The sequence below is a fragment of the Pseudomonas sp. MEJ108 genome (assembly GCF_030208985.1).
Taxonomy (GTDB): domain Bacteria; phylum Pseudomonadota; class Gammaproteobacteria; order Pseudomonadales; family Pseudomonadaceae; genus Aquipseudomonas; species Aquipseudomonas fragariae.
Genome location: NZ_JARVSW010000013.1, coordinates 84,601 through 110,161, shown reverse-complemented (window position 1 = coordinate 110,161; position 25,561 = coordinate 84,601). Strand labels below are relative to the sequence as shown.

Below are 25,561 nucleotides of genomic sequence, written 5' to 3'. Positions count from 1 at the left end.
CGAGGTTACTCGTCCTTTTTCATCAGCCCGGCCAGTGCAGCGAACGGGTTGTGAGTGGCCTTGGCGGTTTTCGGACTGCCCAGGGAGCCATCGGCGAAGTACTGCTGATCGGTGTAGCGCGAGTGCTCGTTATCGTGGCAATACAGGCACAGCAGCTCCCAGTTGGAGCCGTCCTGCGGGTTGTTGTCATGGTTGTGGTCGCGGTGGTGTACGGTCAGTTCGCTGAGGCGTTTGCCTGCGAACTCGCGCGCGCAGCGGCCGCAAACATGCGGGTACATGCGCAGCGCCTTGTCGCGGTAGCCCATCTCGCGGTCGCGCTGGGCGTCGGCCAGGATGCGGTCCAGCTTGGCAGTATGGGAAGGAGGATTGGCCGTGCTCATGGTGTCACCTGTGCGTGTGCGCATTGAAAGCGGAATGTCGACAAGTTTAGCGCCAGATGGGCAAACTCACACCTGTTGGGAGAGTAATTGACCATCGACCATGCGCAGGCGCTTGGACAACGAGATGGCCAGGGCGCGAATGATCTTGGCGGCGATTTTCGGTGCGTCCTCGAGCATCTTGTCCAGCGAATCACGGCCCAGGTTCAATAGCTGGCAACTGGTGGCTGCGATACAACTGGCCGAGCGGCGCTCGCCATCGAGCACCGCCATTTCTCCGAAGGCGCGGCCGTGGCGCAGAACGGCGATTTCCACCTGTTGACCGTCTGCGGCAAGCTTCTGCACAGACACGGTGCCCTGATGGATGATGCACATGAAGGTTCCGGCGTCGCCCTCGGCAAAGATGGTCTCGCCTTTATCGATATCGGTAATGCTGAAATAGCCGGCTACGGTAAAGAAATCGCCCGGCAGCAGGGTGTCGAACAGGCCGCAATCGAGCAGCATGTCGCGTATGGCGTTATTCAGGTTGGACAGTGGTTCTGACATGTTAGGTCTGGTAATCCTGACAAAGGGGCAGCTCCGCTGCCCCCGATCCTAGTAAGACAGGTGTTTCACACCAAGTTCATTCAGCGATCTGCAATACCTTGAAGATAAACGCGTACTCCAGCGCCACGTCACGCAAGCCCTGATAGCGACCACTCATGCCACCGTGCCCGGCGCCCAGTTCGGTCTTGAGCAGCAATGGATTATCGTCGGTCTTGGTGGCGCGCAATTTAGCCACCCATTTGGCGGCTTCCCAATACTGCACACGGCTGTCGTTGTAACCGGCGATGACCAGCATGGCCGGATAGGCCTGAGCCGTGACGTTTTCGTAGGGCGCGTAGGCCTTGATACGCGCGTAGACCTCCGGCTCCTGCGGGTTGCCCCATTCGTCGTATTCGGTGACGGTCAGCGGCAGGTCCGGGTCGAGCATGGTGTTCAGTACATCGACGAACGGCACTTCGGCAATCGCTGCCTTGAACAGCTCGGGCCGTTGGTTGAGCACCGCACCGATCAGCAGGCCACCGGCGCTGCCACCGCTGATCACCAGTTGTCCGGCGCTGGTCAGGCCCTGGGCGACAAGGTGTTCGGCGCAGGCAATGAAATCGCCGAAGGTGTTCTGTTTGTGTTCCTGCTTGCCGTTGCGATACCAGGCCTCGCCCAGCTCGCCGCCGCCGCGTACATGGGCGATGGCGAACGCCACGCCACGGTCGAGCAGGCTCAGGCGCGCGTGGGAAAACCACGGGTCGAGGCTCTCGCCATAGGCGCCGTAGCCGTACAGGTACAGCGGGGTGGCCTGTCCGGCCAGTTCGCGCTTGACCACCAGGCTGATCGGCACCTGGGTGCCATCGCTGGCCGTGGCCCACAAACGCTGGCTGACGTAGGCATCGGCGTCGAAGGTGCCCAGTACCGGGGTTTCCTTGAGCACCACTTGCTCTCCGCTGGCCAGGGTCAGTTGACGGACCTGGGCCGGACGGTTCAGCGACTGGTAGCGCAGGCGGATTTTGTCGCTGTCGAATTCCAGCGTGTCCTGCACATACAGGCTGTAGGCGGCGTCAGGTAGCTGCACGCGATAGGTCGGCAGCGCTTGCGGACGTACTTCGATGATCGGCAGGCCGCCCTCGCGCAGGCTCAGGCTGATGCCTTTGGCGTTGAGGCTGACGCCTTCGAGCATGACCTTGTCGTCGTGCGCGACCAGCGTCTGCCAGTCCTCGCGCACCGGTACGCCACTGTCCTGTTGCGCAGCCTGATACAGCGCGAAGTTGATGCCGCTCTGATTGCTGCGGATGAACCAGGTCCAGACGCCATCGAGCAGCCCGTGGTCCGGGTAATATTCGTGACCTTCGCTGCGCGGTGCGAGGCAGGTGAAGGCCTGTTGCGGATGATCGGCGTCCAGCACCCAGGCTTCGCTGGTGGTTTTGCTGTTGAGCAGAATGATCAGTTGGCGCTCTGAGCTGCTGCGGAAGCAGTGCAGGAAGAAGCGGCCGTCCGGCTCGTCGAACACCTGCTCGGCCGATGCCGTGCCCAGGGTATGGCGATGCAGCTTGCCCGGGCGATGGGTTTCGTCCAGCTCGCCGAAAAACAGGGTCTGGCTGTCGTTGGCCCAGGTCATGCTGCCGTCGCAGTTTTCAAAGGGCAGGCTGCTGATCTGACCGGTGCTCAGTTCCTTGACGTAAAGCGCGTACACCTCGTCGCCACTGGTGTCCAGGCTATAGGCCAGACGCTGGTGGTCGGGACTGATGCTGAACGCGCCCAGCGAGAAAAAGCCGCCATCGGCCATCTCGTTAGGGTCGAGCAACAATTCCTCAGCGCTTTCGTCCACTGTGTTGCTGTCGTCGGCCGGGCGCGGGCAGCGGTAGTGCCGGGCGTATTCATCGCCTTGTGTGGTGCGGGTGTAATAAAGGTACGGCCCCCAGGGGGAGGGCAGCGACAGGTCGGTTTCGAGGATGCGGCCCTTGATTTCCTCGAACAGGCTTTCGCGCAACCCGGTCTGTTCTGCCAGTTGCTGCTCCTGCCAGGCGTTTTCGGCCTTGAGGTAGTCGAGCACTTCGTCGGTGTCGCGGTTTTGCAGCCAGGCGTAGGGGTCGGAACCGTCGGCCTTGCGAGCGATCGGGGCGCTGGAGGTTGCATTCGGGAAGGACATGCTGGGCTCTCTGTTAAGGCATCAATCAGGAAAATATCGGTACACGCTGAACCGAATACTGAAGCGAGGCAAGCCGCGTCAGGCAAAAGCCGTTATCATAAGCGCCTCTTTACCTGGCTTACCACGGACGTCATGACCGAAAACGACTATCTGATCGCCTGGAGCGTCTACGCCTTCGCCGCGTTGGGTTGCCTGCTGGTATGGTTTCTGATGACCCGCTGGATGTGGCGGTACCTCAAGGAGCCGTTGCTGGTGGCGGTCGCGGTGCTGCTGTTTACGCCGACCATGGTCGACCCTGCCAAGGACGCGATGGCGCCAGCCGTGGCGATCACTGCGCTCGACCTGATGTTCAAGGTCGGCAGCAATATCTGGACCGCCGTGTCGGACCTGGCCATGTATGGCATGTTCGCCTTCGCCGCGTACCTGCTGTTTGTGCTGATCCGCTGGCCGATCGAACGTAGCCGCAAGGCACGTCAACCGCAGCCGGTTGCTCAACCCGTCGAAACAGACCCCGCTGACGAGCCGTTTGCCGAGGATGACTCGTACGCCCGCAGATCCGCTGCGCCCATTCCTCCGGCCAGAGGCACGCGGGTCGAGCCGCGGTTGTAGATCCCGCTTCGTTGGCAAGCGCTGTTCACTGCGGCGCATGACCCGCTGCAAAACGTCTTGAAGCGAGAACCTGAGCATGTGTGAACTACTGGGCATGAGCGCCAACGTCCCGACCGACATTGTCTTCAGCTTTACCGGGCTGATGCAGCGTGGCGGCCGCACCGGTCCGCATCGCGATGGCTGGGGCATTGCCTTCTACGAGGGCCGTGGCCTGCGTCTGTTTCAGGACCCGGCAGCCAGCAGCGAATCGGAAGTCGCACAGCTGGTGCAGCGTTATCCCATCAAGAGCGAAGTCGTGATTGGCCATATTCGGCAGGCCAACGTCGGCAAGGTCTGCCTGTCCAACACCCATCCTTTCGTCCGTGAACTCTGGGGCCGTAACTGGTGCTTTGCCCATAACGGTCAGCTGGCGGATTTCACCCCGGGCGTTACCTTTTATCGGCCGGTGGGCGATACCGACAGCGAAGCGGCATTCTGCGACCTGCTCAATCGCGTCCGCGAAGCCTTTCCCGAGCCCGTCGACGTCGAGAAATTGCTGCCTACGCTGATCCAGGCGTGTGCCGAATATCGCAGCAAAGGCGTGTTCAACTGCCTGTTGAGCGACGGTGACTGGCTGTTTTGCTTTTGCAGTACCAAACTGGTTCAGATCACCCGCCGTGCTCCGTTCGGTCCGGCGAGGTTGAAAGATGTCGACGTGATTGTCGATTTTCAGGCTGAAACCACACCGCACGACGTGGTCACGGTCATTGCGACCGAGCCCTTGACCGAGAACGAAAACTGGAACCGCTATGAGCCGGGCCAGTGGAGCCTGTGGCGCAAGGGCGAGTGCGTGGTGCAAGGCTCGGTCGACACCGTCACCGAGACTGCCAGGCCGTAATACACCAGCACATCGGCTTACTGGATAAAAAAGAAGAGGGATATTGATGCTGCGAAGTTATCTGCGATTGGTCCTGTTCACCATGGGCCTGCTGTTCGGGGTCCAGATTCCCGGTTTCATCAGTGACTACAGCAAGCGTGTCGAAGCGCATCTGATCGAGGCGCAGCAAGCCGTAAAGGGCTATACCGCCACTGCGCAGCAGTTCTTCAAGGGCGATATCCAGGCGCTGATCCAGCACTATCGCAGCAGTGAGGACCCGGTTTTTCGCAGCGATGCGGACACCATCGATACCCTGATGAACCGCACGCATATCCTTGAGCGTCAGTGGCTCGGGCTCCAGGGGCCGTGGTATTCCAAAGCCATCTTCGTGGCAACCTCTTCCGATCCGGATATCAGTCGCGAAACCTTCAATGGTTATACGTGGCAAGTTCTGCTGGCCCCCGAAGTCATCGCCTGGGGCATCATCAGTGCGTTGCTGCTGGCGCTGGTCATCGAGAGCTTCGTGCTGTTGCTTGGCTGGGTTTTCAACGGCGGACGGCGCAAGCCGCAGCTGGAACGTGACTGGAATTGACTGTGGGGCGGGGCATAGCGAAACATCGGCGCGCAGCTCATATGACTGCCCGTGTTTCATTATGTAGATAGGCGAGTACCGTTTCAGGTGCGTTCCACATCAGCACGTCGATGATTGAAAGGTTTTCGACGAAATTCAGAGGTCCCGTGGAATAACTGAATGAAGCGGGCTCGAGAAACCTCAGTTCTATGCCTCGTTCCTGCCATTCGCCGGGTATGAAAATTTCGCGTCCACCTGTGGCGTTGATGTACTGGCGCGCCCCCAGCACGGTGCTTATTTCCAGCGCCCATTGGCCTGCATGTTCAATGGGCGGCAGATCCAGGTTCATCGCCGCACAGCTTTCCCAGTCAAAGCTCATGCCTAAATACTCGCAGACCACTTTCAGCGCGCGTGTATTGAGTTCACACAGGTGGGTGGCAGGTGTGCCGAATGTCTGCTCGACCACCTGCAAGGTTTCCCGGAAGTACGGCGCCTGGCTTCGATAGTGTTCAAGCTGATTCTTGATTCGTCGGTGGGCACAGGCAAGGTCGATGATGGTCGCGTCCTTGATCAGTGCGCCCTCGCTGACACAGACCGGAACATTGATGTATTGCCAGTCGCCTTTGCTGCCCAGTACCCGATTGCGGTTCATCCAGCTTTTGCGTTTGTATTTGACGATGTCAAAGACCAGCCCGCGCTGGACCGCCGCAATGAGCTGGAAGTAACCGATGTAGGGGAAAAAGTAAGGCTGCATGATCCCGAGCGTTTCGTTCATAAGTAACCCGCGACGTCGCGACGGCTGCTCAGGCAAAACGATGGAGTAACTGCAAAACGACCTACTCAATCAGCACTTTTCCGTCTGATTAGTTGTGTGGAGCAGTCAGCGTAGTTCAGGGGGGCAAAATGATCATGCTGCTGGTCGCGCTGTACCGGTCGGTCGATGACCGGCTTATACAGCATTGGCAGCAGCCTTATTTCATTTCGCCAGGTAGCGCATGCCTTCTTCCAGACCGCTGAGGGTCAGCGGATACATCTGACCTTCAATCAAATCACGCACGATATGCGTCGAGGTGGTGTAGTCCCAGGCATCTTTCGGGTAGGGATTGATCCAGATGATCTTCTTGAATTTGGCCATGAAGCGCTGCATCCATACATAGCCCGCCTCTTCATTCCAGTGTTCGACGCTGCCGCCGGGCTGGGTGATTTCATAGGGCGCCATCGAGGCGTCGCCGATGAAAATCACTTTGTAGTCCTCGCCATACTTGTGCAGCAGGTCCTGGGTAGCGGTCCGCTCCGAGCTTCTGCGCAGGTTGTTCTTCCACACCGATTCATAGATGAAGTTATGGAAGTAGAAATACTCCATATGCTTGAATTCGGTCTTGCATGCGGAGAACAGTTCTTCACAGACCTTGACGTGCGAATCCATCGAGCCGCCGATGTCGAACAGCAGTAATAACTTGATGGTGTTGCGCCGCTCCGGACGCATCTGAATGTTCAGCAGGCCGGCATCGCGTGCGGTGTGATCGATAGTGCTGTCGATGTCCAGTTCATCCGCAGCGCCCTGACGAGCGAACTTGCGCAGGCGACGCAGGGCCACCTTGATATTGCGCGTCCCCAGCTCAACCTGATCATCCAGATTCTTGTACTCGCGCTGGTCCCAGACTTTGACGGCCTTGCCTTTGCGCTCGCCTGCATCGCCGACACGAATGCCTTCCGGGTTGTAACCACCCGAACCGAACGGGCTGGTGCCACCGGTGCCGATCCATTTGTTGCCACCGGCATGGCGTTCCTTCTGTTCTTCCAGACGTTTCTTGAACTCCTCGATCAGTTTGTCGAGGCCGCCCAGCGACTGGATCTGCGCGCGTTCCTCGTCCGTCAGCGAGCGCTCGAACTCTTTGCGCAGCCAGTCTTCCGGGATCAGCGCCTGCAAATGCTCGTCGAGGTTTTCCAGGCCGTTGAAATACGCACCGAAGGCGCGGTCGAACTTGTCGAAATGGCGCTCGTCCTTGACCAGAATCGTGCGCGCCAAGAAGTAGAACTCATCGATGTCGGCGAACACGACCCGCTGTTTCAGCGCATTGATCAGGTCCAGCAGTTCACGCAGAGACACCGGCACTTTGGCCGCGCGCATTTCGTTGAACAGGTTGAGCAGCATGGCTGTCGCCCTTTTACATGGCAGGTTGGATAGACACGATCATCGGTTGCCGCGACGGCTCATGAACGCCAGACGCTCAAGCAGATGCACGTCCTGCTCGTTCTTGACCAGCGCGCCGGCCAGTGGCGGAATGGCCTTGGTCGGGTCGCGTTCGCGCAGCACGGCTTCACCGATGTTGTCGGCCATCAGCAGCTTCAGCCAGTCGACCAGTTCGGAAGTGGAGGGCTTCTTCTTCAGCCCCGGCACTTTGCGCACATCGAAGAATACGTCCAGCGCTTCGCTCACCAGGTCTTTCTTGATGTCCGGGTAATGCACATCGACGATGCGTTGCAGCGTGGCCCGATCCGGAAAGGCGATGTAGTGAAAGAAGCAGCGACGCAGAAAGGCGTCCGGCAACTCCTTCTCGTTGTTGGAGGTAATGATGATGATCGGTCGCTTTTTGGCCTTGATGGTTTCATCGATCTCGTAAACGTAGAACTCCATCTTGTCGAGTTCCTGCAACAGGTCGTTGGGGAACTCGATATCGGCCTTGTCGATTTCGTCGATCAGCAGAATCACACGCTCCTCGGACTCGAAGGCTTCCCAGAGCTTGCCCTTTTTCAGGTAATTGCGTACGTCGTGGACCTTGTCGACGCCCAGTTGCGAGTCGCGCAGACGACTCACCGCATCGTACTCGTACAGGCCCTGATGGGCCTTGGTCGTGGACTTGATATGCCAGGTAATCAGTTTCGCGCCGAAGGACTCGGCCAGTTGCTCGGCGAGCATGGTCTTGCCGGTGCCGGGCTCGCCCTTGACCAGCAATGGACGCTCCAGCGTGATGGCCGCGTTGACCGCCAGCTTGAGATCGTCAGTGGCAACGTAGGCCGGCGTACCTTCGAACTTCATTGATCCATCCTTTTTCGCATGGGCGCGCATATCCGGTCGGCACGCACGCCGTAAGAGGGGCAAGCAATGCCCTGACTATAACGTGGCGGCCCGATGGCTGTGAACGAAGACGCCTCATTCAGTTCTTGAATGGCGCGTCACGCCGTGACCGGGTCTAAATTGTAACGCTGCTTTTGGTATGGCTAATTTGGCGATACCATACGCGTCATGTCGACTAAATACAGGTTCAGGGATAAATACAGGATTCAGCTGAGAGAAAAAGACCACCTGCCGCCGCATGTTCACCTGACTGGTGGTGGGCTGGACGTGCTGATTTGCCTTGAGCTTGTAGAGCCCATGCGCGGAACCGCACCGGCTGTTGTGTTAAGGGAAGCTCTTGAATGGATACGAACTCACCGTAACGAACTGATGGAGGAATGGAAACGATGGCATCCATGAAACGCCCACGGCTCAAGGAGGTTCATGCCCAGTCCGGATATCGACTGGCCTTGACGTTCATCGACGATCAGCAATTCGTGCTCGACATGAGCGCGGATGTGCAGACTTTTCCTGGGTTACGGCCTTTGATCGCTGCCGATGCCTTTGCCCAGGCCCAGGTGGGCGATGATGGCTGGACGGTTGAATGGCCGGAGCCGGATATCCAGATCGGTGCCGATACCTTGTACCTTGACGCTCAGGCTCAAGCGGCCACCGATGAAAACACGCGTATTTTCATCGGGTGGCGGGCCCGCACGGGTTTGCCCCTGGCTCAGGCCGCAAAAGCATTGGGTGTGAGCCCGCGCAGCATCACCCGCTACAGCAACTCCCGCGAGCCTACACCACGCACTCTGGCGCTGGCTTGCCTGGGCTGGGATGCATTGCAGCAACAGGCACAGGCCGCCGAAGGGCGGGGTGTATACGGCACAGACAAAAAAACACGCTAGGAACCCTTGCTGCTCTCATAGCGCGCATTGAATGCCTGCACGAACGCATTGCGCAGGATCTGCAGAAACGCCTGGAAGCCGCTGATGTCCTGCTGATGGACACTGCCGCTGAGGTCGACGCGTGTGGCGAACTGGTTTTCCCGCTGGTTTTTCAATACGGTTTCGCTGGTGCCGACCAGCGCTTCCCAGATCGAACGGAAAACACCCTTGTCCTTGTTTTCGACATCCTGCTGCCAGTTGAATACGTCCACATTGCGCAACAGCGGCTTTATGTAGCCCTTGAGCTGGCCTTTGTCGGCCTGCGCTTCAATCACCACGTCGCCATCGCCGGCGTTGAAATCGAACTTGCCGTAGGCCGACGAGAAGTCGTTGAGTTTCTTGAGCTGGATGCCGGTGGCGCGCAGTTTGAAGTCGAAGTCTTCAAAGTTGCTGAACGGGTCGAATCTGGCTGTGCTCTCCAGATCGGCGTGGCCCAGCAGGCGCGCCTTGCCCTTGAACTCGGCATCGCGATTGCCTTCCACGTCGACCACGTTAGTCAGGTTATAGATGCTGGCATTGACCTGATCCGCCTCGATTTTTACCTTGGGCGTGGAGTTGAAGTTATTGAACGTGATGCGCCCGTCGTCGATGCGCAATTCGTTGAGGGTGATAGGCAGCAACTTGTTCATCTGGGTACGCCAGTCGGTGCCTTGACCGGTCTGCGAGTCCTGCTTGCTGCCGCCGTCCACAAAGTTGATCTGCGGGCCAGTGAACAGGGCTTTCGCGACCACTGCATGGTCATACCAGAGAGAGTGCCAGCTGACTGCCAGTTCGATCATCGGCGCGTCGAAGAAGGGCACCGGAACCTTGCCATCGGTCTTGACGATCTTCAGCCCCTTGATCCGGTACGCCCCTCGCCACAGTGCCAGGTCCACATCGGTGATCTCGCCGCGGTAGTCACCCATGTCGGCCAGTTTGTCGTTCAGATAGTCACGCACCAGATACGGCAGGGCGATATTGACAGCGATCAGCAGGACTACCAGAGCGGCCAGGGTCCATAGCGGCCAGCTGTAGCGACGTTTCATGACATGAGTCTCCTGTTTCAATGAAGGATTGACTGCTCGCGCCGTCATCCGTTCGGTCAGACTGGACGCCCCACAGTTGGCGGCATAGGCTTTGGGTCTTTAACCGATGTGCACAAGGACACCCTCATGAGCCGTATCTACGCTGATAACGCCCATTCCATCGGTAATACGCCGTTGGTGCAGATCAACCGTATCGCGCCGCGCGGTGTCACCATTCTGGCCAAGATCGAAGGGCGTAATCCGGGCTATTCCGTCAAGTGCCGTATCGGCGCCAACATGATCTGGGACGCCGAAAGCAGCGGCAGGCTCAAGCCGGGCATGACCATCGTCGAGCCAACCTCGGGCAACACCGGCATCGGTCTGGCCTTCGTTGCCGCTGCCCGTGGCTACAAACTGATGCTCACCATGCCCGCTTCCATGAGCATAGAACGTCGCAAGGTACTCAAGGCACTGGGCGCAGAACTGGTGCTGACCGAAGCGGCCAAGGGCATGAAAGGCGCGATTGCCAAGGCCGAAGAACTGCTGGCAGGCAACCCCGAGAAATATTTCATGCCGGCGCAATTCGAAAACCCGGCCAACCCGGCCATCCATGAAAAAACCACTGGCCCGGAAATCTGGGCAGACACCGACGGTGCCATCGACGTCCTGGTGGCAGGCGTAGGAACTGGCGGGACTATCACCGGTATCTCCCGGTATATCAAGCACACCGAAGGCAAACCGATCCTGTCGGTCGCGGTCGAGCCGGACGGTTCGCCGATCATCACCCAGGCGATGGCCGGTGAAACGATCACGCCCAGCCCGCACAAGATTCAGGGCATCGGCGCCGGCTTCATCCCGAAAAACCTCGACCTGTCGATTGTCGACCGGGTGGAGCGTGTCACCGATGAAGAGTCCAAGGCCATGGCGCGGCGTCTGATGCAGGAGGAGGGCATTCTCTGCGGTATCTCCTGCGGCGCGGCAATGGCGGCTGCCGTCCGTCTGGCTGAAAAGCCGGAGATGCAGGGCAAGACGATCGTGGTGGTGCTGCCGGACTCCGGCGAACGTTACCTGTCGAGCATGCTGTTCAGCGATCTGTTTACCGATCAGGAGCTTTCCCAGTAACACATCTTCGCAAGCGCGCACTTCATGCGGGCAACGCAAGGGTTTATGATGGCCAGCTTACGACTCGCCGGACGATCAGCGCTGTCCGCCCGGCGCTCCAGTCATTATTCAGAATCATGCATCAGCACTGCCCGCGTGACGTTTGGCGTTATCTGCCCGCTTCAAGGAGAGCTTCATGACCCTTTCATTTGTTGCCAAGGCATCGATCCTGATGCTGTTTCTGGGCAGCACGCTGTACGTTCATTTGCGCGGTCGGGCCCGATTGCCTCTGTTGCGGCAGTTCGTCAACCATTCTGCATTGTTCGCACCGTACAACGCACTGATGTACCTGTTTTCCCGCGTGCCGTCCGAGCCGTATCTGGACCGCAGCAAATTCCCTGAACTGGACGTCCTCAAGGACAACTGGGAAACCATTCGCGACGAAGCCATGCACCTGTTCGACGAAGGCTATATTCGTGCGGCGGAGAAAAACAACGACGCCGGTTTTGGCTCGTTCTTCAAGAAGGGCTGGAAGCGCTTTTACCTGAAGTGGTACGACAAGGCCTTGCCGTCTGCCGAGGCGCTGTGCCCGAAAACAGTCGAACTGGTCAACAGCATTCCCAACGTCAAGGGCGCGATGTTCGCGCTGTTGCCGGGTGGCAGTCACCTCAATCCGCACCGCGATCCGTTTGCCGGCTCGCTGCGCTATCACCTGGGCCTGTCCACGCCCAACTCCGATGACTGCCGGATCTTCGTCGATGGCAAGGAGTACGCCTGGCGTGACGGTCAGGACGTCATGTTCGATGAGACCTACGTTCACTGGGTCAAGAACGAGACCGACCAGACTCGTGTGATTCTGTTCTGTGACATCGAGCGTCCGCTGACCAACCGCTTCATGACCCGTATTAACCGCAGCGTCAGCGCGTTTCTGGGCCGCGCCACCGCTCCGCAGAACCTTGACGACGAGCGCGTCGGCGGAATCAACCAGGCGTATGCATTCAGCAAGCGTTTCAGCGATGGCTTCAGTGGCAAGGTCAAGCAGTTCAAGCGCGCCAACCCCAAGGCTTACCGCGTACTGCGCCCGGTTCTGGCAGTGGCGGTACTGACGCTGCTGGGCTACTGGTTGTTTGGTTAAACGACAGTCTTTCCTGTTATTCCGCTCTGATCCGGTTGTTCGTGGCCTCTGCGAACAACCGGCATTCCGTTACCCGTCCAGACTCACATGCCGGCTCAACAGCGCGCGCAGCACTGCAGGCTTGACCGGCTTGGGCAGATAATCGAGTCCCGCCGCATGCACCTGAGCGATCAACTCTGCCCGCCCATCGGCACTGATAAGCACGCCCGGCACCGGTTGACCCAGTCGGGTGCGTAGCCAGACCATGAGTTCAGTACCGGTTTCGCCTTCATCCAGGTGGTAATCCACCAAGGCAATCTGCGGTCGAACGCCATTGTTCAACAGCGCTTCGCATTCCTGGCGATTGCGCGCGGTCCAGACCTGACAGCCCCAGCGTGACAGCAGACTGTGCATACCGATCAGGATGCTGTCTTCGTTGTCGACACACAGCACCTGTGTGCCGTTCAGCGCGGGGCGGCTGACATCGGGCAGCGTAGCGGGGAGTGCCGCCTGGGGCGCGGCCAGCGGTACCCGGACGCTGAACACGCTGCCTTTGCCGGTCCATGAGCGCACCTGCAAAGGATGCTCGAGAATGCGGCACAAACCATCGGCAATCGCCAACCCCAGACCCAGCCCCTTGGCCGCGTGAGTCTTGTGGCTGTCGAGGCGTTTGAATTCTTCGAAGATCACCTTGCGCTTGTCCTCGGGAATGCCCGGCCCCCGGTCCCAGACTTCCAGACTCAGGCTCTCACCGTAGCGCCTGACACCCAGCAGAATGGGGCCTTTGGCATAGCGGAACGCGTTGGTCAAAAAGTTCTGCAGCACCCGGCGCAACAGCTTGATATCGCTGTCGACGCGCAGTGAACTGCCCCTCACACGAAAACTCAGGCCCTGCTCCTGAGCCAGCGCCTTGAATTCGGCACCGAGGGTGTCAAACAGCGCGCTGAGCGGAAACGGCTGGCGGTCCGGGGTGATCTTGCCGTTTTCGATGCGGGAAATATCCAGCAGGTCGCTGATCAGGTCTTCGGCAGAGCGCAGCGAGCTGTCCAGGTGCCGAACCAGTTGCTGAGCGTCGCTGGAAATCCCTTCCTGCTGATGTGACAGCGCAGCGGAGAACAGCCGTGCAGCGTTCAACGGCTGCATCAGGTCGTGGCTCACCGCGGCCAGGAAACGGGTTTTCGATTCGTTGGCGGCTTCAGCGGTACCCTTGGCTTCGGTCAGCGCCTGGTTGAGCTGGGACAATTCGTGGGTACGTGCGGCTACCCGCTGCTCAAGGCTTTCATTGACGCCTTTGAGGGCGTGTTCGGCAGCGCGGAACTCGGTGATGTCGGTGAAACTCATGACGAACCCGCCGCCCGGCATCGGGTTGCCAATCAGTTCGATCACCTGGCCATTGGGAAACAACCGCTCCGAGGTATGAGCGCGGCCCTGGCGCATCCAGTGCAGACGGCGCGCAACGTGAACTTCTGCCTCGCCCGGTCCGCAGAGCCCGCGTTCGGCGTTGTAGCGGATGATGTCGGCAATCGGCCGGCCAACGCCGATCAGGCCTTCGGGGTAATTGAACAGCTCAAGGTAGCGACGATTCCAGGCCACCAGCCGCAGGGACTGGTCAACCACGCTGATGCCCTGGGTAATGTTTTCGATGGCACCCTGCAGCAGCGCGCGGTTGAACTGCAGGACTTCGGAGGCTTCGTCGGCGATGCGTACAACGTCTTCCAGCTGCATGTCGCGACCTTCGATAGCGGCCTTGACCACCGCGCGGGTCGAGGAGGTGCCGAGCACGCCGGCCAGCAGTCGCTCGGTATGCGCGATCCACTCACCGTCGGCATTCAGGCTGGGGTTGAAACCCTTGCCCTGCCTTTGGGCGAAACGGATGAAACTCTGCCGCGCGCGGTCTTCACCGACGAAGCGTGCCGACAGGCTGAGCAGGTCCTCGATCTGCACCGCAAGCAGCGGGCGGCTGAAGTCGCGCCCCTGGGTTTCCTGACCGATGAAACGACCCGCCTGCCAGTGCTCGGCCACTCGCGTGCGCGACAACATCGACACCCAGGCGAACAGCGTGCAGTTGCCGGCCATCGACAGCACCACGCCCTGGGTCATCGGCGAGATAGGCAGGTCGAACGGGTTGCTGTGCAGCCAGGAAAGCAGCGGGAAAGTGCTCAGCGACCAGCCCATGCCATGCGCCGCCACTGGCAGCACGAGGGTGTAGAACCAGATGAAGATACCGGCCGCCAGCCCTGCGAAGACGCCACGCCGATTGGCCTGCTTCCAGTACAGCGCACCGAACATGGCGGGAGCCAGCTGGGTGATCGCGGCAAACGCGATCTGGCCGATGGTCGCCAGACTCGCCGTCGACCCGAGCATCCGGTAGCTGACATAGGCCAGCAGGAGAATCATCACGATGCTGATGCGTCTGACAGAAAGCATCCAGTGACGAAACGCTTCGAACGGCCGCTCGGTGTTTTTGCGTCTTAACAGCCACGGCAGCAGCATGTCGTTGGAAATCATCGTCGACAGCGCCACGCAGGCGACGATCACCATGCCGGTTGCCGCCGATGCTCCGCCGATGAAGGCCAGCAACGCGAGTGACGGGTGAGCGTGCGCCAGCGGCAGGCTGATCACGAACGAGTCGGGCAGCATGGAGCCGGGCAGGAGCATTTGTCCGGCCAGTGCAATCGGCACCACGAACAGCGCGGCCAGCGCCAGATAGGCCGGGAACACCCATTTGGCGAGATTCAGGTCCTGAGGCTCGATGTTCTCGACCACCGTCACGTGGAACTGGCGGGGCAGGCAGACAATCGCCATCATCGCCACGCCGGTCTGCACGAACATCGACGGCCAGTTGATCGTGTCTTTCCAGTATTCCTCAAGGCGTGGCGCGAGTTTGGCCTGATTGAACAGGTCGTCGAATCCGTCATACAGGCCGAACGTGACGAACACGCCGACTGCCATGAACGCAAACAGCTTGACCAGCGCCTCGAAGGCAATGGCCAGCACCATGCCGCGATGGTGTTCGGTGACATCCAGATTGCGTGCGCCGAAGACGATGGTGAACAGCGCGAGAATCAGCGACACCACCAGCGCAGTGTCCTGAGCGCGGGTGCCGGTGGAATCGGCCACGGCACCGATCAGGATATTCACCCCCAGCACGATGCCTTTGAGCTGCAACGCGATGTACGGCAGCATGCCGATCAGGCAGATCAGCGCCACCATCACCGCCAGGGACTGGGACTTGCCATAGCGCGCCGCGATGAAGTCGGCGATCGAGGTGATGTTTTCCTGCTTGCTGATCAGCACCATTTTTTGCAGCACCCAGGGTGCCAGCACCATCAGCACGATGGGCCCCAGATAAATCGGCAGAAACGACCATAACTGCTCGGCGGCCTGGCCCACTGCGCCGAAAAACGTCCAGCTGGTGCAGTACACCGCCAGCGACAGGCTGTAGACCCAGGCACGCATGGTCGGGCGCAGGGATGCGCTGTAGCGGTCGCCGTAGAAGGCGATGGCGAACATGATGGCCATATAGGTAAGGGCAACGGCCGCAATCAGCCCGCTGGACAGCGACATATCAAATTCCACACCGTATCGATAACGCGCAGTCTCGCACGATGGCCGCACTTCGTCTTTGTCGACCAAGGTCGAGCGTGGCGCGGTGTCGCAGCTGCCCCGACAAAGCCCGAAGTGATAAAAAAAGCGACACAGGTTTTGTAAAAGAAAATGTCCTATCGACATTCGGCGGCGTTACGTCTTCAATGTGCCTCGGATTGGCCGCTGCGTCAGTTCTCCCCAGCCTCTCAGGACCACGGACGATGAGCCAACAGTCACAATTCAGCCTGCTCGGGAAACGCCGTTTCCTGCCGTTTTTCATCACGCAGTCCCTCGGGGCATTCAATGACAACATCTTCAAGCAGTCATTGATCCTTGCCATTCTTTACAAGCTCAGCATCGATGGGGATCGCTCGATCTACGTCAATCTGTGCGCATTGCTGTTCATCCTGCCGTTCTTTCTGTTCTCGGCGCTGGCCGGGCAGTTCGGCGAGAAATACCCCAAGGACAAGTTGATCCGCATCATCAAGTTCGGCGAGATCGTCATCATGGTGGTCGGCGCCGCAGGCTTTCTGCTCAATCATCTGGAGTTGATGCTGGCCGCGCTGTTCGCCATGGGCACGCACTCGGCGCTGTTCGGGCCGGTCAAGTATTCGATCCTGCCCCAGCACCTGCGCGAGAGCGAACTGGTCGGCGGCAATGCGCTGGTCGAGATGGGCACCTTTCTGGCGATCCTGGCCGGCACCATCAGCGCGGGTGTGATGATGTCTTCTTCGCAATACGCCTGGGTGGTGGCGGCTGCCATCGTGCTGGTCGCCTGCCTGGGGTTCCTGGCCAGCTTCGGTATTCCGCGCGCCGAGGCTGCCTCGCCGGAGATGAAGCTCAACTGGAACATCTTCACCCAGTCGTGGGCGACCTTGCGTATGGGTCTTGGGCAAACGCCCGCGGTTTCGCGCTCGATTGTCGGCAACTCGTGGTTCTGGTTCGTGGGCGCTATCTACCTGACGCAGATCCCGGCCTATGCCAAGGAATGGATGTACGGCGACGAAACGGTCGTTACGCTGATTCTGGCCGTATTTTCCATCGGCATCGCGCTCGGCTCGTTGCTCTGTGAGCGCTTGTCCGGGCATAAGGTCGAGATCGGGCTGGTGCCGTTCGGCTCGATGGGCCTGACAATTTTTGGCCTGCTGCTGTGGTGGCATTCGGGCGGTTTCCCGCAGAACGTGCAGGCCAACGACTGGCTGGCAGTGCTGTCCTCCGGGCAGGGCTGGCTGGTGCTGTTCGACATTCTGGGTATCGGCGTATTCGGTGGCTTTTATATCGTGCCGCTGTACGCCTTGATCCAGTCGCGCACGCCGCTGAAAGAGCGCTCGCGCGTCATTGCCGCCAACAACATTCTCAACGCGCTGTTCATGGTGGTCTCGGCGATTGTCTCGATCCTGCTGCTGAGCGTTGCCAAGCTGTCGATTCCGCAGCTGTTTCTGGCCGTGTCGGTGATGAACATCGCGGTCAATATCTACATCTTCAAGATCGTCCCCGAGTTCACCATGCGCTTCATGATCTGGCTGCTTGGCCATTCCATGTACCGCGTCGAACACCGCAATCTGGACCGGATTCCGGACGAAGGCGCGGCGCTGCTGGTCTGCAACCATGTGTCCTTTGTCGATGCATTGCTGATTGCCGGTGCGGTGCGGCGCCCGATCCGCTTTGTCATGTACTACAAGATCTACCAGCTGCCTGTGCTTAACTTCATCTTTCGCACCGCCGGGACCATCCCCATTGCCGGGCGTAACGAAGACATGGACATCTACGAAACATCGTTCAAGCGCATCGCCCAATACCTCGCGGAAGGCGAACTGGTGTGCATCTTCCCGGAAGGCAAACTGACCACCGACGGCGAAATCAACGGCTTCAAGAACGGCATGAGCCGCATCATCCAGGAAACCCCGGTACCGGTCATTCCACTGGCACTGCAAGGCCTGTGGGGCAGCTTCTTCAGCCGCGACCCGAGCAAGACCCTGTTTCGCCGCCTGTGGTCTCGCGTCGTGCTGGTGGCCGGTTCGCCCATCGCAGCGGACGTGGCAACCCCCGTGGACGTACGTGAAGAAGTGAAAGCGCTGAGAGGAAAAGTGCAGTAGCGCCGGCGCTCCGTACGACTGACGTGCCAATCACTCCGCATTGGCACGATAGTCATCAGTTCCCGAGCCGTGTATTTAGCCAAATTGCTCTGAAGCGCTTTTCAACCACGATGGCACAGGCGACGCAGAGTGCGACGTTAGTGACGGCTGAGTCCTGGCGCTGATCCGGGGGTAGCCTGGCAGGACGCCAGGCAAGCCGCACCGTGCCATGGATGGCGCGTTGCGGCGACCCCCGGATCAGTGACAGGGCGAAGGAACCCGACGAAGTCGGGCCGGAAACGGAGCCAGGGGGTTTGCTTACTTTGGCCCCATCAAAGTAAGTCGCCGAGGGGCGAAAAGGTGACCTGAGCCGAACCCCGATCCACCTGACACCGCAGAACCGCCGTGTGACGCAGAGCGTCACGAACTGCATTCCCACGCGGAGCATGGGAACGATAGTCAACCGTCCAACTTTTTGGGGGCAGTTCACTGGAGCGTGAGGAACGATAGTCAACTGGCATCAACGGACGGACGTATTCTCTTCCTCCGGCATCTTCCTGAAATACGTCGACAGCAACGCCCCGGAAATATTGTGCCAGACACTGAACAGCGCACTTGGCACCGCCGCCAGCGGCGAAAAATGTGCACTGGCCAGCGCAGCGCCCAGCCCCGAGTTCTGCATACCGACCTCCAGCGCCAGCGACTTGCGTTGCGCCAATGGCAGCTTGAAAACCTTGCCAGTGAAATAACCCAGCAGAAAACCGAACGTGTTATGCAGAATCACCACCGCCATGATCAGCAGGCCGGATTCAGCGATTTTCGCCTGACTGGCGGCGACCACCGCGCAGACGATCATCACAATACTGACCACCGACACCAGCGGCAGCACATCGACCGCATAGCTGACCCGCGCGCCCAACAGACGCTGGGCAATCACGCCCAACACAATCGGCAGCATGACCAGTTGCAGGATCGACCAGAACATATCCAGAAAGGACACCGGCAGCCACGCCGACGCCAGGAACCAGATCAAGGTCGGGGTCAGCAGCGGGGCGAGCAGGGTAGTGACCGCAGCGATTGCCACCGCCAGCGCCAGATCACCCTTTGCCAGCCAGGCCATGACGTTGGATGAAGTGCCGCTCGGACAGCAGCCGACCAGAATCACACCCACGGCGATCTCCGGCGGCAGTTGAAACACCTGGCACAGCAACCAGGCCACACCGGGCATGATCACAAAGTGCGCGATCACACCCAGCGCCACTCGCCACGGGTTACGCGCCACTTCAGAGAAGTCTTCGAGTTTCAGGGTCAGGCCCATGCCGAACATGACCAGCCCCAGCAGCGGCATGATCCAGCTCTTAAGGCCAATGAATGCCTGCGGAAACAGAAATGCCAGAATGGCGAACAGCAAAACCCAGTAGGCAAACGTGTTGCCGACAAAACGACTCAAGGCTGCCAACGCACGCATGGCCTGTTCCTTATTGTTGAATAACCGGGGTGAAATGAATGCGCCGTCTGACGAGACGGCGCGGTGTTTCGAGCGGCAGTGCTGCAAGAGCGGGTATCAGATGCCCTGCGGAATCTCTTCGCCGCCCAATGCCTCGAACAGCTCCGGCAGGAACTCGCCGAAGGTCAGCATCATCAGCGTGAAGCTGGCGTCCAGTTGTCCCAACGCTTCGTCGCCACCGTCCTGTTCGGCCTGATCCTGCAGCAGGTCCTCGAACTTCAGACGCTTGACCACCAGTTTATCGTCCAGCACGAACGACAGCTTGTCCTGCCAGGCCAGCGACAGTTGGGTCACGACCTTGCCTGTGCTCAGGTGCAGCTGGATTTCGTCGCCGGTCAGGTCCTGACGCTTGCAGCGCACGATGCCGCCATCTTCATGGGTGTCGCGCAGCTCGCACTCGTCCAGCACGAAGAAGTTGTCGGCCGCTTTCTGGGTCTTGACCCAGTCGGTCATGGTCGCACTCGGTGAAACCTTGACCGTCAGCGGACGTACCGGCAGCGAGCCGATGACTTCGCGCAGGGTCGACAACAGGTCCTCGGCGCGTTTCGGGCTGGAGGCATTGACCAGGATCAGGCCCTGTTTCGGCGCGATGGCGGCGAAAGTGGCGGAGCGACGGATAAACGCACGCGGCAGGAACGCCTGGATGATTTCATCCTTGAGCTGATCGCGTTCCTTCTTGTAGACCTTGCGCATCTGCTCGGCTTCGATCTCGTCGACCTTTTCCTTGAGCGCGTCACGCACGACGCTGCCCGGCAGAATGCGTTCTTCCTTGCGTGCTGCGATCAGCATGAAGTCCTGGCTGATGTGTACCAATGGAGCGTCTTCGCCCTTGCCGAAAGGAGCGACGAAACCATAGGTGGCTACCTCCTGGCTGGCGCAGGCGCGCGCCGGTTTGGTCGCCAGTGCTGTCTCCAGCGCTTCGGCATCAAAAGGCACGTCCTGGGTCAGGCGATAGACAAGCAGGTTTTTGAACCACATGAGGTGAATCTCTCTTTCTATACAAAGGCGGGCATTATTCGCTCCTCAGCCGCTGGGGCCAACCCTGTACAGAGCGTTTGTAAGCCTTTGGAAGGATTATAAAAATTATTTAAAAAAGTGCTTGCCAGAGTACAGGTCGCTCCGTAGAATGCGCGCCACACCGAGAGTGAAGGGTGATTAGCTCAGCTGGGAGAGCAGCTGCCTTACAAGCAGCGGGTCGGCGGTTCGATCCCGTCATCACCCACCAAACTCGCTTTTAGTGTTACGCGCAGCGGTAGTTCAGTCGGTTAGAATACCGGCCTGTCACGCCGGGGGTCGCGGGTTCGAGTCCCGTCCGCTGCGCCATATTCCGCTTCAAGGCCCTTGAACTCCTTGAAGCAAACAGAAAGCCCGCCCAGTGCGGGCTTTCTGCTTTCTGTCGTTTGGAAATTCCAACCCCCTCGTGCAATGCCCCCGCGGCAGTTCTATTGAAGTTCTGTAAGAATTATTCTTCGCGAATGTAAGTAATGTCCTTAATTAGTGAAGTTTAAACCAGGCTTGTTAGTTAGCCTTGGTGAGCGCTTGATTTATCCTCTTTGCTGGTATTAGCTGAATGGGTTGATGGGGTATCCAGACATTAAACGTTTTTTGATGATCCCAGATAATTAATCCAGACCGACCGCCGAATCGAGGCGGTCTGATACGATAATGAGCAAAGGAATGACTATGAAAAATCGTTTTAAACTGTTTGTAGGCACTACGGCCTTGATCCTCTCTGCGAGCGCGCTGGCCAAGCCAGTACTGCACACGGCGACCATCGACCAGCACGGCAATATCGTTGCTCAGTCGTCGCCCTGGATCAAGTCTGTAAGTTACAGCAGCCAGAAAGACTACTTCGCGACGTATAAAGTGCTCTTCAAGGAAGGGCAGTTTAAAAAGTCTCCAGGGTTCTGCTCGGTGTCTTCCATTGATACCAGTGATCATGAGCGGCTGTTCTACGGGCACGCCAAGTTGGGCGGCGCTGCGACAACAGAACAGGTCAATGTATTGGGACTTATGGTCGGTAAGCGGGGGGCTTCGGGTGACTCCTCAATGAGTTTCCAGTTGGCCTGCAGTAATTGATTCAATGAACCCCGCCTGGTGCGGGGTTTTTTACGGCGGTCTGATCTGGAGGCGCACCTTCCGGCTTTCCATCCAGCGCATTTGCGCAGATCATTCCTCCACCTCCCAACAAGAAAGGACGTGTCATGAGCCTGCCTCTTCAGGGCATCAAGGTGGTGGAACTGGGTCAGCTCATTGCCGGGCCGTTCGCGACGAAGATTCTCGCCGAGTTCGGTGCCGAGGTCATCAAGGTCGAGCCGCCATTGACCGGTGATCCCCTGCGCAAATGGCGTTTGCTGCATAACGGCACGTCCGTCTGGTGGGCGGTGCAGTCCCGCAACAAACAGTCGGTAACCCTCGATCTGCGCCAGCCTCAGGCGCAGGAGATGGCACGGCGCCTGATCCGCGATGCCGATGTACTGGTCGAGAACTTCCGCCCCGGCACACTTGAAGGCTGGGGGTTGAGCTGGGAAGCGCTGCACGCCCTCAATCCGAAACTGATCATGCTGCGTGTCTCCGGCTACGGGCAGACCGGGCCGTATCGCGACCGGCCGGGTTTTGGCGTGATCGGTGAGGCCATGGGCGGTTTGCGTCATCTGTCGGGTGAGGCAGGGCGCACGCCAGTGCGTGTCGGCGTATCGATTGGCGATTCGCTGTCTGCGCTGCACGGTGTGATCGGCATTCTGCTGGCGCTTCGTCATCGCGAGCAGAATGACGGCGACGGGCAGCAGATAGATGTCGCGTTGTACGAGTCAGTGTTCAACATGATGGAAAGCCTGATTCCCGAGTATTCGGTATTCGATACTGTCCGCGAGCCGGCTGGCAGCAGCCTGCCAGGCATCGCGCCGAGCAATGCCTACCGCTGCAATGACGGCAAGTACGCGTTGATCGCGGGCAATGGCGACAGTATCTTCCGGCGCCTGATGGAAAAGATCGGCCGCGCGGACCTGGCCAGCGACCCCGAGCTTGAGCACAACGACGGGCGGGTCAGGCACGTGGCGCGCATCGATGCGGCCATCTCGACCTGGACCGCCGAACGCTCGATGGACGAAGTTCTTGCAGCGCTCAACGAGGCCCGTATTCCGGCAGGCAAGATCTACGACGCAGCCGATATCGCCAGTGACCCGCATTATCGGGCGCGGGACATGCTATTGCAGGGCACGCTGGATGACGGAACGCCCGTCACCCTCCCGGGTATTGTGCCTAAACTTCAAGACACGCCGGGGCAGGTACGATCGTCTGCGCCAACACTCGGTCAACACACCGATGCTGTGCTTGAAGCGCATGGCATCGACGCTGCCACCCGTGCCGAGTGGCGTCGGCTTGGCATTATCTGATCCGAAACCTGACCATTGTCGTAAACAGAACTCTATTCCAAACGGAGCTGATCCCGTGATTGATCATCTGGACCATCTGGTACTGACCACTGCCGATATCGACGCCTGCAAGGATTTTTACGTACGCGTTCTGGGCATGACCCCTGAACGCTTTCGTCAGGGGCGTCTGGCATTTCGCTTCGGCAATCAGAAAATCAACGTCCATGAACGCGGCAAGGAGTTCGAGCCCAAGGCTCACTTGCCGGTGCCAGGTGCGCTGGATCTGTGTTTCATCGCCACCATCCCGCTGGAGCAGGTGATTGTGCACCTGCAGGAGCAGGACTGGCCGATCGTCGAAGGTCCGGTCGAGCGCACCGGTGCTACCGGGCCGATCTGGTCGGTGTATGTGCGTGATCCGGATCTTAACCTGATCGAAATTTCCGAGCCGGCGGCTGATGCGTCGATGTAATCGCGCTCGATGAGGGCGGTTGCATCATTGCATCAGCAGCCCTTCGCAGGCGCTCCGTCCTTCGGCACGAATGCGCCTTTTTCGCCTGGCTTGGTGATGATGTACGCACGTCGCCACGGCTGATCGTCGATCAGTTTCCAGCGATGGCCGGGGCCGGTGGTGTCCTGCGCCAGCAATACTTCCCCAGGGTGCAGGATAAAGTTCTCGCCGCCGGTGGTGGAAAATTCCAGCGTGCCGGACAGGGTGATCACGTACTGCTCTTCGGGGGCCGGATGCCAGTCAAAGGTCGAGTGCGCCGGGGTTTCCTTGAAGTGCAGGGCGCTGACATCGGTCATGGCTTTTTGATCGATTGAACCCTCGATGACGTGTGACAGATTGTCGGGGCCTGTGCACAGGCGGTAGGCCTTGATGCCCTCAGTGACAACCAACGGCGGCTTCTTGGCGGCATAGGCTGCGCTGACCGGTAACATGGCTGCGGCGGCGATTACGGCCAGGCTTGCCAACTGGCGAGCCGTCGAGCGCGTTGAGCGAAAACGAGTGGTCGGTTGCATAAAAATGTTCCTGAGCACGACAAACTGCGTGAGCCCTGGTCGCCAGTCGCGATGGTCGATGCAGGGTCTGGGCCGATTCGCCCACGCCGTGGATCGAAGCACATCCCGGGATGCTTAAAAATTATCTTTAATTTCATGTTGTTCGGCGCCGGCAGGCGTACGTAACGTCATATTCATCTATGTCACTTGCCGTCTCGGGTTTCCTTACGCTCATGACTCAATCAGTCAGGCTTCCAAGGAGCCCCGCATGCACCCCAGAAAAAGGCGCTACAAACGATCCATCGATCACCACCCCGGCATGCCGGCGCTCAGCGCGCCGTTCGATCATCCTGATGATGCGGCGCGTTATGCCCACGAGCGGATCGGCAATCGGCGTGATCGCGAATACGGTGGTTTCATTCTGGTTCGCAAGGATGGTAAATACATCGCGACCGAACCCATGAACGGCAGCGAGTTCAGCTTCGATCCCAATGAAGTCTTCCCGCGCAATGACCAGGAAGGTTACGTGCTCTACCCGCAAGGGCATGACGACTATGCGGTCTACCATTCTCATCCGTCACTGCAGGCCGGGCTGGACGAGTGGCCGGAGAGTGAAAAGGTCACTTACCCGAACAGTTTTTCAGTCGGCGACATTTATGCGGTGATCGATGATCAGGAGGTGTGTGCGGCGACGTATCTATCCGGGCCTGACGGCTCCCTGATCAAGTACACGCTGTCGCGCTCTGCCGCCGAAGACACATTGTTTGCGCGCGTCTCCGGCCCGCGCAGCATGCCGCACCTGTGTGAACTCAGCCAGATCCACAAGGCGCTGCAGAACCTGAGCATGATGCCCAGTGATGTGGTCCGCCTGCTGGCCGGTGCCGGGGATCTGCACGTGATAGTGCCCAGCCGCCTGTGGGGGCAGGCAGGCAAAGTGCCGGCCGACTGGCAGCCTTACCCGGACGATGCTGCCGCTCGTACACCTCCCGCCAAATCGCCTGCAAGCTGCGAAGCGCAATGGCCACCCCGACCTCTGAGTCTCAGCGCGCCGTTCAACAGTGCCGATGAGGCTGCACGTTACGCACATGGCCGTATCGGCAGTCGTATTCATTCGCAGATCATCGGTTTTCTTCTGTTCAATCCGGTCGCGCGAGCCTATCGGATTGCCGAGCCGATTCTCGATGACGGCATGCCGGTGTATGCACCGTGTTCGGCATTTCATCCCGATGCCTATTACCGGCCTGCATTACCTGACGGCTACCGTGTGGACGGCATGTATTTCTGCTCAGCCAATCTGGCCGTCGAGGGCGGACGTGACGTCATCAACGATTTCTTCGAGCCGGATGACCTGCATCGGATGTTCAGTTACCGGCACAAACCGGCACAACGCCGTAAAGGCTTGCCGATTCGCTATGGTTTCGAGATGTCGGCGGTTTATTTCTCGGCAGCCGACGGCGCGCTGCTCTGTTACACCCCAAGCCAGTCCGCCGAGGAGTTTCAACTGTTGCAAAGCGTATCGCGAGTGTACTCCGGGGCCGAGTCCGTTCAAGCGCAACTCGCTGCCGGTAACCTCAGCGTGCAGGATTTCGCCCTTCAAGTGGCGCGGGCCGGGCTTCTGCGCGTGCTGCAGACCAGTGAGCGCTGGCCTGATGCCGGTGTGATCAGTCCCGTGGCCTGAGCCCTGTGCAGCGAGCCAGCGCC

Annotated in this window: 23 protein-coding genes and 2 tRNA genes; 14 read left to right on the top strand and 11 right to left on the bottom strand. The window is 59.3% G+C overall.

Annotated features, from left to right (window positions below):
* Window positions 1-5: 5 nt before the first annotated feature.
* From QRN50_RS06805 to QRN50_RS06795, 3 genes are all read right to left on the bottom strand, one after another.
* Entirely contained in the window at window positions 6-380 is a 375-nt protein-coding gene (locus QRN50_RS06805; protein ID WP_003317410.1) for a YajD family HNH nuclease, read from the bottom strand.
* A gap of 66 nt (window positions 381-446) precedes the next feature.
* On the bottom strand, window positions 447-923 hold the full coding sequence (locus tag QRN50_RS06800) for a cyclic nucleotide-binding domain-containing protein (RefSeq protein WP_003407239.1): 477 nt from the start codon (window positions 921-923) through the stop codon (window positions 447-449).
* A 76-nt stretch (window positions 924-999) separates the two neighbouring features.
* Complete coding sequence (locus QRN50_RS06795) at window positions 1,000-3,060, bottom strand: S9 family peptidase (protein WP_057456855.1); 2,061 nt, start codon at window positions 3,058-3,060, stop codon at window positions 1,000-1,002.
* 132 nt (window positions 3,061-3,192) lie between these two features.
* Here QRN50_RS06795 and QRN50_RS06790 point away from each other — a divergent pair, with 132 nt between their 5' ends.
* From QRN50_RS06790 to QRN50_RS06780, 3 genes are all read left to right on the top strand, one after another.
* Window positions 3,193-3,669, top strand: coding sequence for a hypothetical protein (locus QRN50_RS06790; protein WP_024641149.1), 477 nt, complete (start codon window positions 3,193-3,195; stop codon window positions 3,667-3,669).
* Window positions 3,670-3,745: 76 nt separating this feature from the next.
* Complete coding sequence (locus QRN50_RS06785; RefSeq protein WP_024641148.1) at window positions 3,746-4,546, top strand: class II glutamine amidotransferase; 801 nt, start codon at window positions 3,746-3,748, stop codon at window positions 4,544-4,546.
* Window positions 4,547-4,592: 46 nt separating this feature from the next.
* Window positions 4,593-5,117, top strand: a complete 525-nt coding sequence (locus QRN50_RS06780; protein ID WP_096127274.1) for a DUF2937 family protein — start codon at window positions 4,593-4,595, stop codon at window positions 5,115-5,117.
* A 37-nt stretch (window positions 5,118-5,154) separates the two neighbouring features.
* On the opposite strand, the gene QRN50_RS06775 is transcribed toward QRN50_RS06780, so the two are convergent.
* The 3 genes from QRN50_RS06775 to QRN50_RS06765 all read right to left on the bottom strand — a co-directional run bounded on the left by QRN50_RS06775 (window position 5,155) and on the right by QRN50_RS06765 (window position 8,136).
* Complete coding sequence (locus QRN50_RS06775) at window positions 5,155-5,871, bottom strand: WbqC family protein (protein ID WP_057456854.1); 717 nt, start codon at window positions 5,869-5,871, stop codon at window positions 5,155-5,157.
* 201 nt (window positions 5,872-6,072) lie between these two features.
* On the bottom strand, window positions 6,073-7,251 hold the full coding sequence (locus QRN50_RS06770) for a vWA domain-containing protein (RefSeq protein ID WP_011267108.1): 1,179 nt from the start codon (window positions 7,249-7,251) through the stop codon (window positions 6,073-6,075).
* Window positions 7,252-7,290: 39 nt separating this feature from the next.
* Window positions 7,291-8,136 (bottom strand): AAA family ATPase, encoded by an 846-nt coding sequence (locus QRN50_RS06765; RefSeq protein ID WP_003407249.1) that lies wholly within the window; start codon window positions 8,134-8,136, stop codon window positions 7,291-7,293.
* Between the two features lie 207 nt (window positions 8,137-8,343).
* On the opposite strand from QRN50_RS06765, the gene QRN50_RS06760 reads away from it, so the two are divergent.
* The gene (locus tag QRN50_RS06760) at window positions 8,344-8,574 is read left to right on the top strand and encodes a DUF4160 domain-containing protein (protein ID WP_074952281.1); all 231 of its coding nucleotides are present in this window, start codon (window positions 8,344-8,346) and stop codon (window positions 8,572-8,574) included.
* Complete coding sequence (locus QRN50_RS06755) at window positions 8,571-9,059, top strand: DUF2442 domain-containing protein (RefSeq protein ID WP_024639948.1); 489 nt, start codon at window positions 8,571-8,573, stop codon at window positions 9,057-9,059. The genes QRN50_RS06760 and QRN50_RS06755 overlap by 4 nt, the downstream gene beginning before the upstream one ends.
* On the opposite strand, the gene QRN50_RS06750 is transcribed toward QRN50_RS06755, so the two are convergent.
* Entirely contained in the window at window positions 9,056-10,123 is a 1,068-nt protein-coding gene (locus QRN50_RS06750; protein WP_003407252.1) for a DUF748 domain-containing protein, read from the bottom strand. The two genes, QRN50_RS06755 and QRN50_RS06750, sit on opposite strands and share 4 nt — an antisense overlap.
* A gap of 126 nt (window positions 10,124-10,249) precedes the next feature.
* Between QRN50_RS06750 and cysK the strand changes: the two genes are divergently transcribed.
* Both cysK and QRN50_RS06740 read left to right on the top strand, forming a co-directional pair.
* Entirely contained in the window at window positions 10,250-11,224 is a 975-nt protein-coding gene (gene cysK / locus QRN50_RS06745) for a cysteine synthase A (protein WP_024639950.1), read from the top strand.
* A 175-nt stretch (window positions 11,225-11,399) separates the two neighbouring features.
* A complete protein-coding gene (locus QRN50_RS06740) occupies window positions 11,400-12,338 on the top strand; it encodes an aspartyl/asparaginyl beta-hydroxylase domain-containing protein (RefSeq protein ID WP_003407254.1) in 939 nt (312 codons plus the stop codon).
* A 69-nt stretch (window positions 12,339-12,407) separates the two neighbouring features.
* Here QRN50_RS06740 and QRN50_RS06735 read toward each other — a convergent pair whose 3' ends face one another.
* Entirely contained in the window at window positions 12,408-15,884 is a 3,477-nt protein-coding gene (locus QRN50_RS06735; RefSeq protein ID WP_096127273.1) for a hybrid sensor histidine kinase/response regulator, read from the bottom strand.
* Between the two features lie 242 nt (window positions 15,885-16,126).
* Here QRN50_RS06735 and QRN50_RS06730 point away from each other — a divergent pair, with 242 nt between their 5' ends.
* Window positions 16,127-18,001, top strand: a complete 1,875-nt coding sequence (locus QRN50_RS06730) for an MFS transporter (protein WP_058398546.1) — start codon at window positions 16,127-16,129, stop codon at window positions 17,999-18,001.
* Window positions 18,002-18,500: 499 nt separating this feature from the next.
* Here the strand turns inward: QRN50_RS06730 and QRN50_RS06725 are convergent, their stop codons facing one another.
* On the bottom strand, window positions 18,501-19,448 hold the full coding sequence (locus QRN50_RS06725) for a bile acid:sodium symporter family protein (protein ID WP_096127104.1): 948 nt from the start codon (window positions 19,446-19,448) through the stop codon (window positions 18,501-18,503).
* A gap of 96 nt (window positions 19,449-19,544) precedes the next feature.
* A complete protein-coding gene (gene rdgC, locus QRN50_RS06720) occupies window positions 19,545-20,465 on the bottom strand; it encodes a recombination-associated protein RdgC (protein WP_003317427.1) in 921 nt (306 codons plus the stop codon).
* A gap of 171 nt (window positions 20,466-20,636) precedes the next feature.
* On the opposite strand from rdgC, the gene QRN50_RS06715 reads away from it, so the two are divergent.
* From QRN50_RS06715 to QRN50_RS06695, 5 genes are all read left to right on the top strand, one after another.
* Window positions 20,637-20,712, top strand: a tRNA-Val gene (locus QRN50_RS06715).
* 21 nt (window positions 20,713-20,733) lie between these two features.
* Window positions 20,734-20,810: transfer RNA gene (locus QRN50_RS06710), tRNA-Asp, on the top strand.
* Between the two features lie 360 nt (window positions 20,811-21,170).
* Entirely contained in the window at window positions 21,171-21,566 is a 396-nt protein-coding gene (locus tag QRN50_RS06705; RefSeq protein WP_011267113.1) for a hypothetical protein, read from the top strand.
* Window positions 21,567-21,691: 125 nt separating this feature from the next.
* Entirely contained in the window at window positions 21,692-22,882 is a 1,191-nt protein-coding gene (locus QRN50_RS06700; protein WP_060406076.1) for a CaiB/BaiF CoA transferase family protein, read from the top strand.
* A gap of 55 nt (window positions 22,883-22,937) precedes the next feature.
* Window positions 22,938-23,330 (top strand): VOC family protein, encoded by a 393-nt coding sequence (locus QRN50_RS06695; protein ID WP_003346527.1) that lies wholly within the window; start codon window positions 22,938-22,940, stop codon window positions 23,328-23,330.
* Window positions 23,331-23,362: 32 nt separating this feature from the next.
* On the opposite strand, the gene QRN50_RS06690 is transcribed toward QRN50_RS06695, so the two are convergent.
* A complete protein-coding gene (locus QRN50_RS06690) occupies window positions 23,363-23,881 on the bottom strand; it encodes a cupin domain-containing protein (RefSeq protein ID WP_004408551.1) in 519 nt (172 codons plus the stop codon).
* 247 nt (window positions 23,882-24,128) lie between these two features.
* On the opposite strand from QRN50_RS06690, the gene QRN50_RS06685 reads away from it, so the two are divergent.
* Window positions 24,129-25,538, top strand: coding sequence for a DUF4329 domain-containing protein (locus QRN50_RS06685; RefSeq protein WP_057457603.1), 1,410 nt, complete (start codon window positions 24,129-24,131; stop codon window positions 25,536-25,538).
* Window positions 25,539-25,561 lie beyond the last annotated feature (23 nt).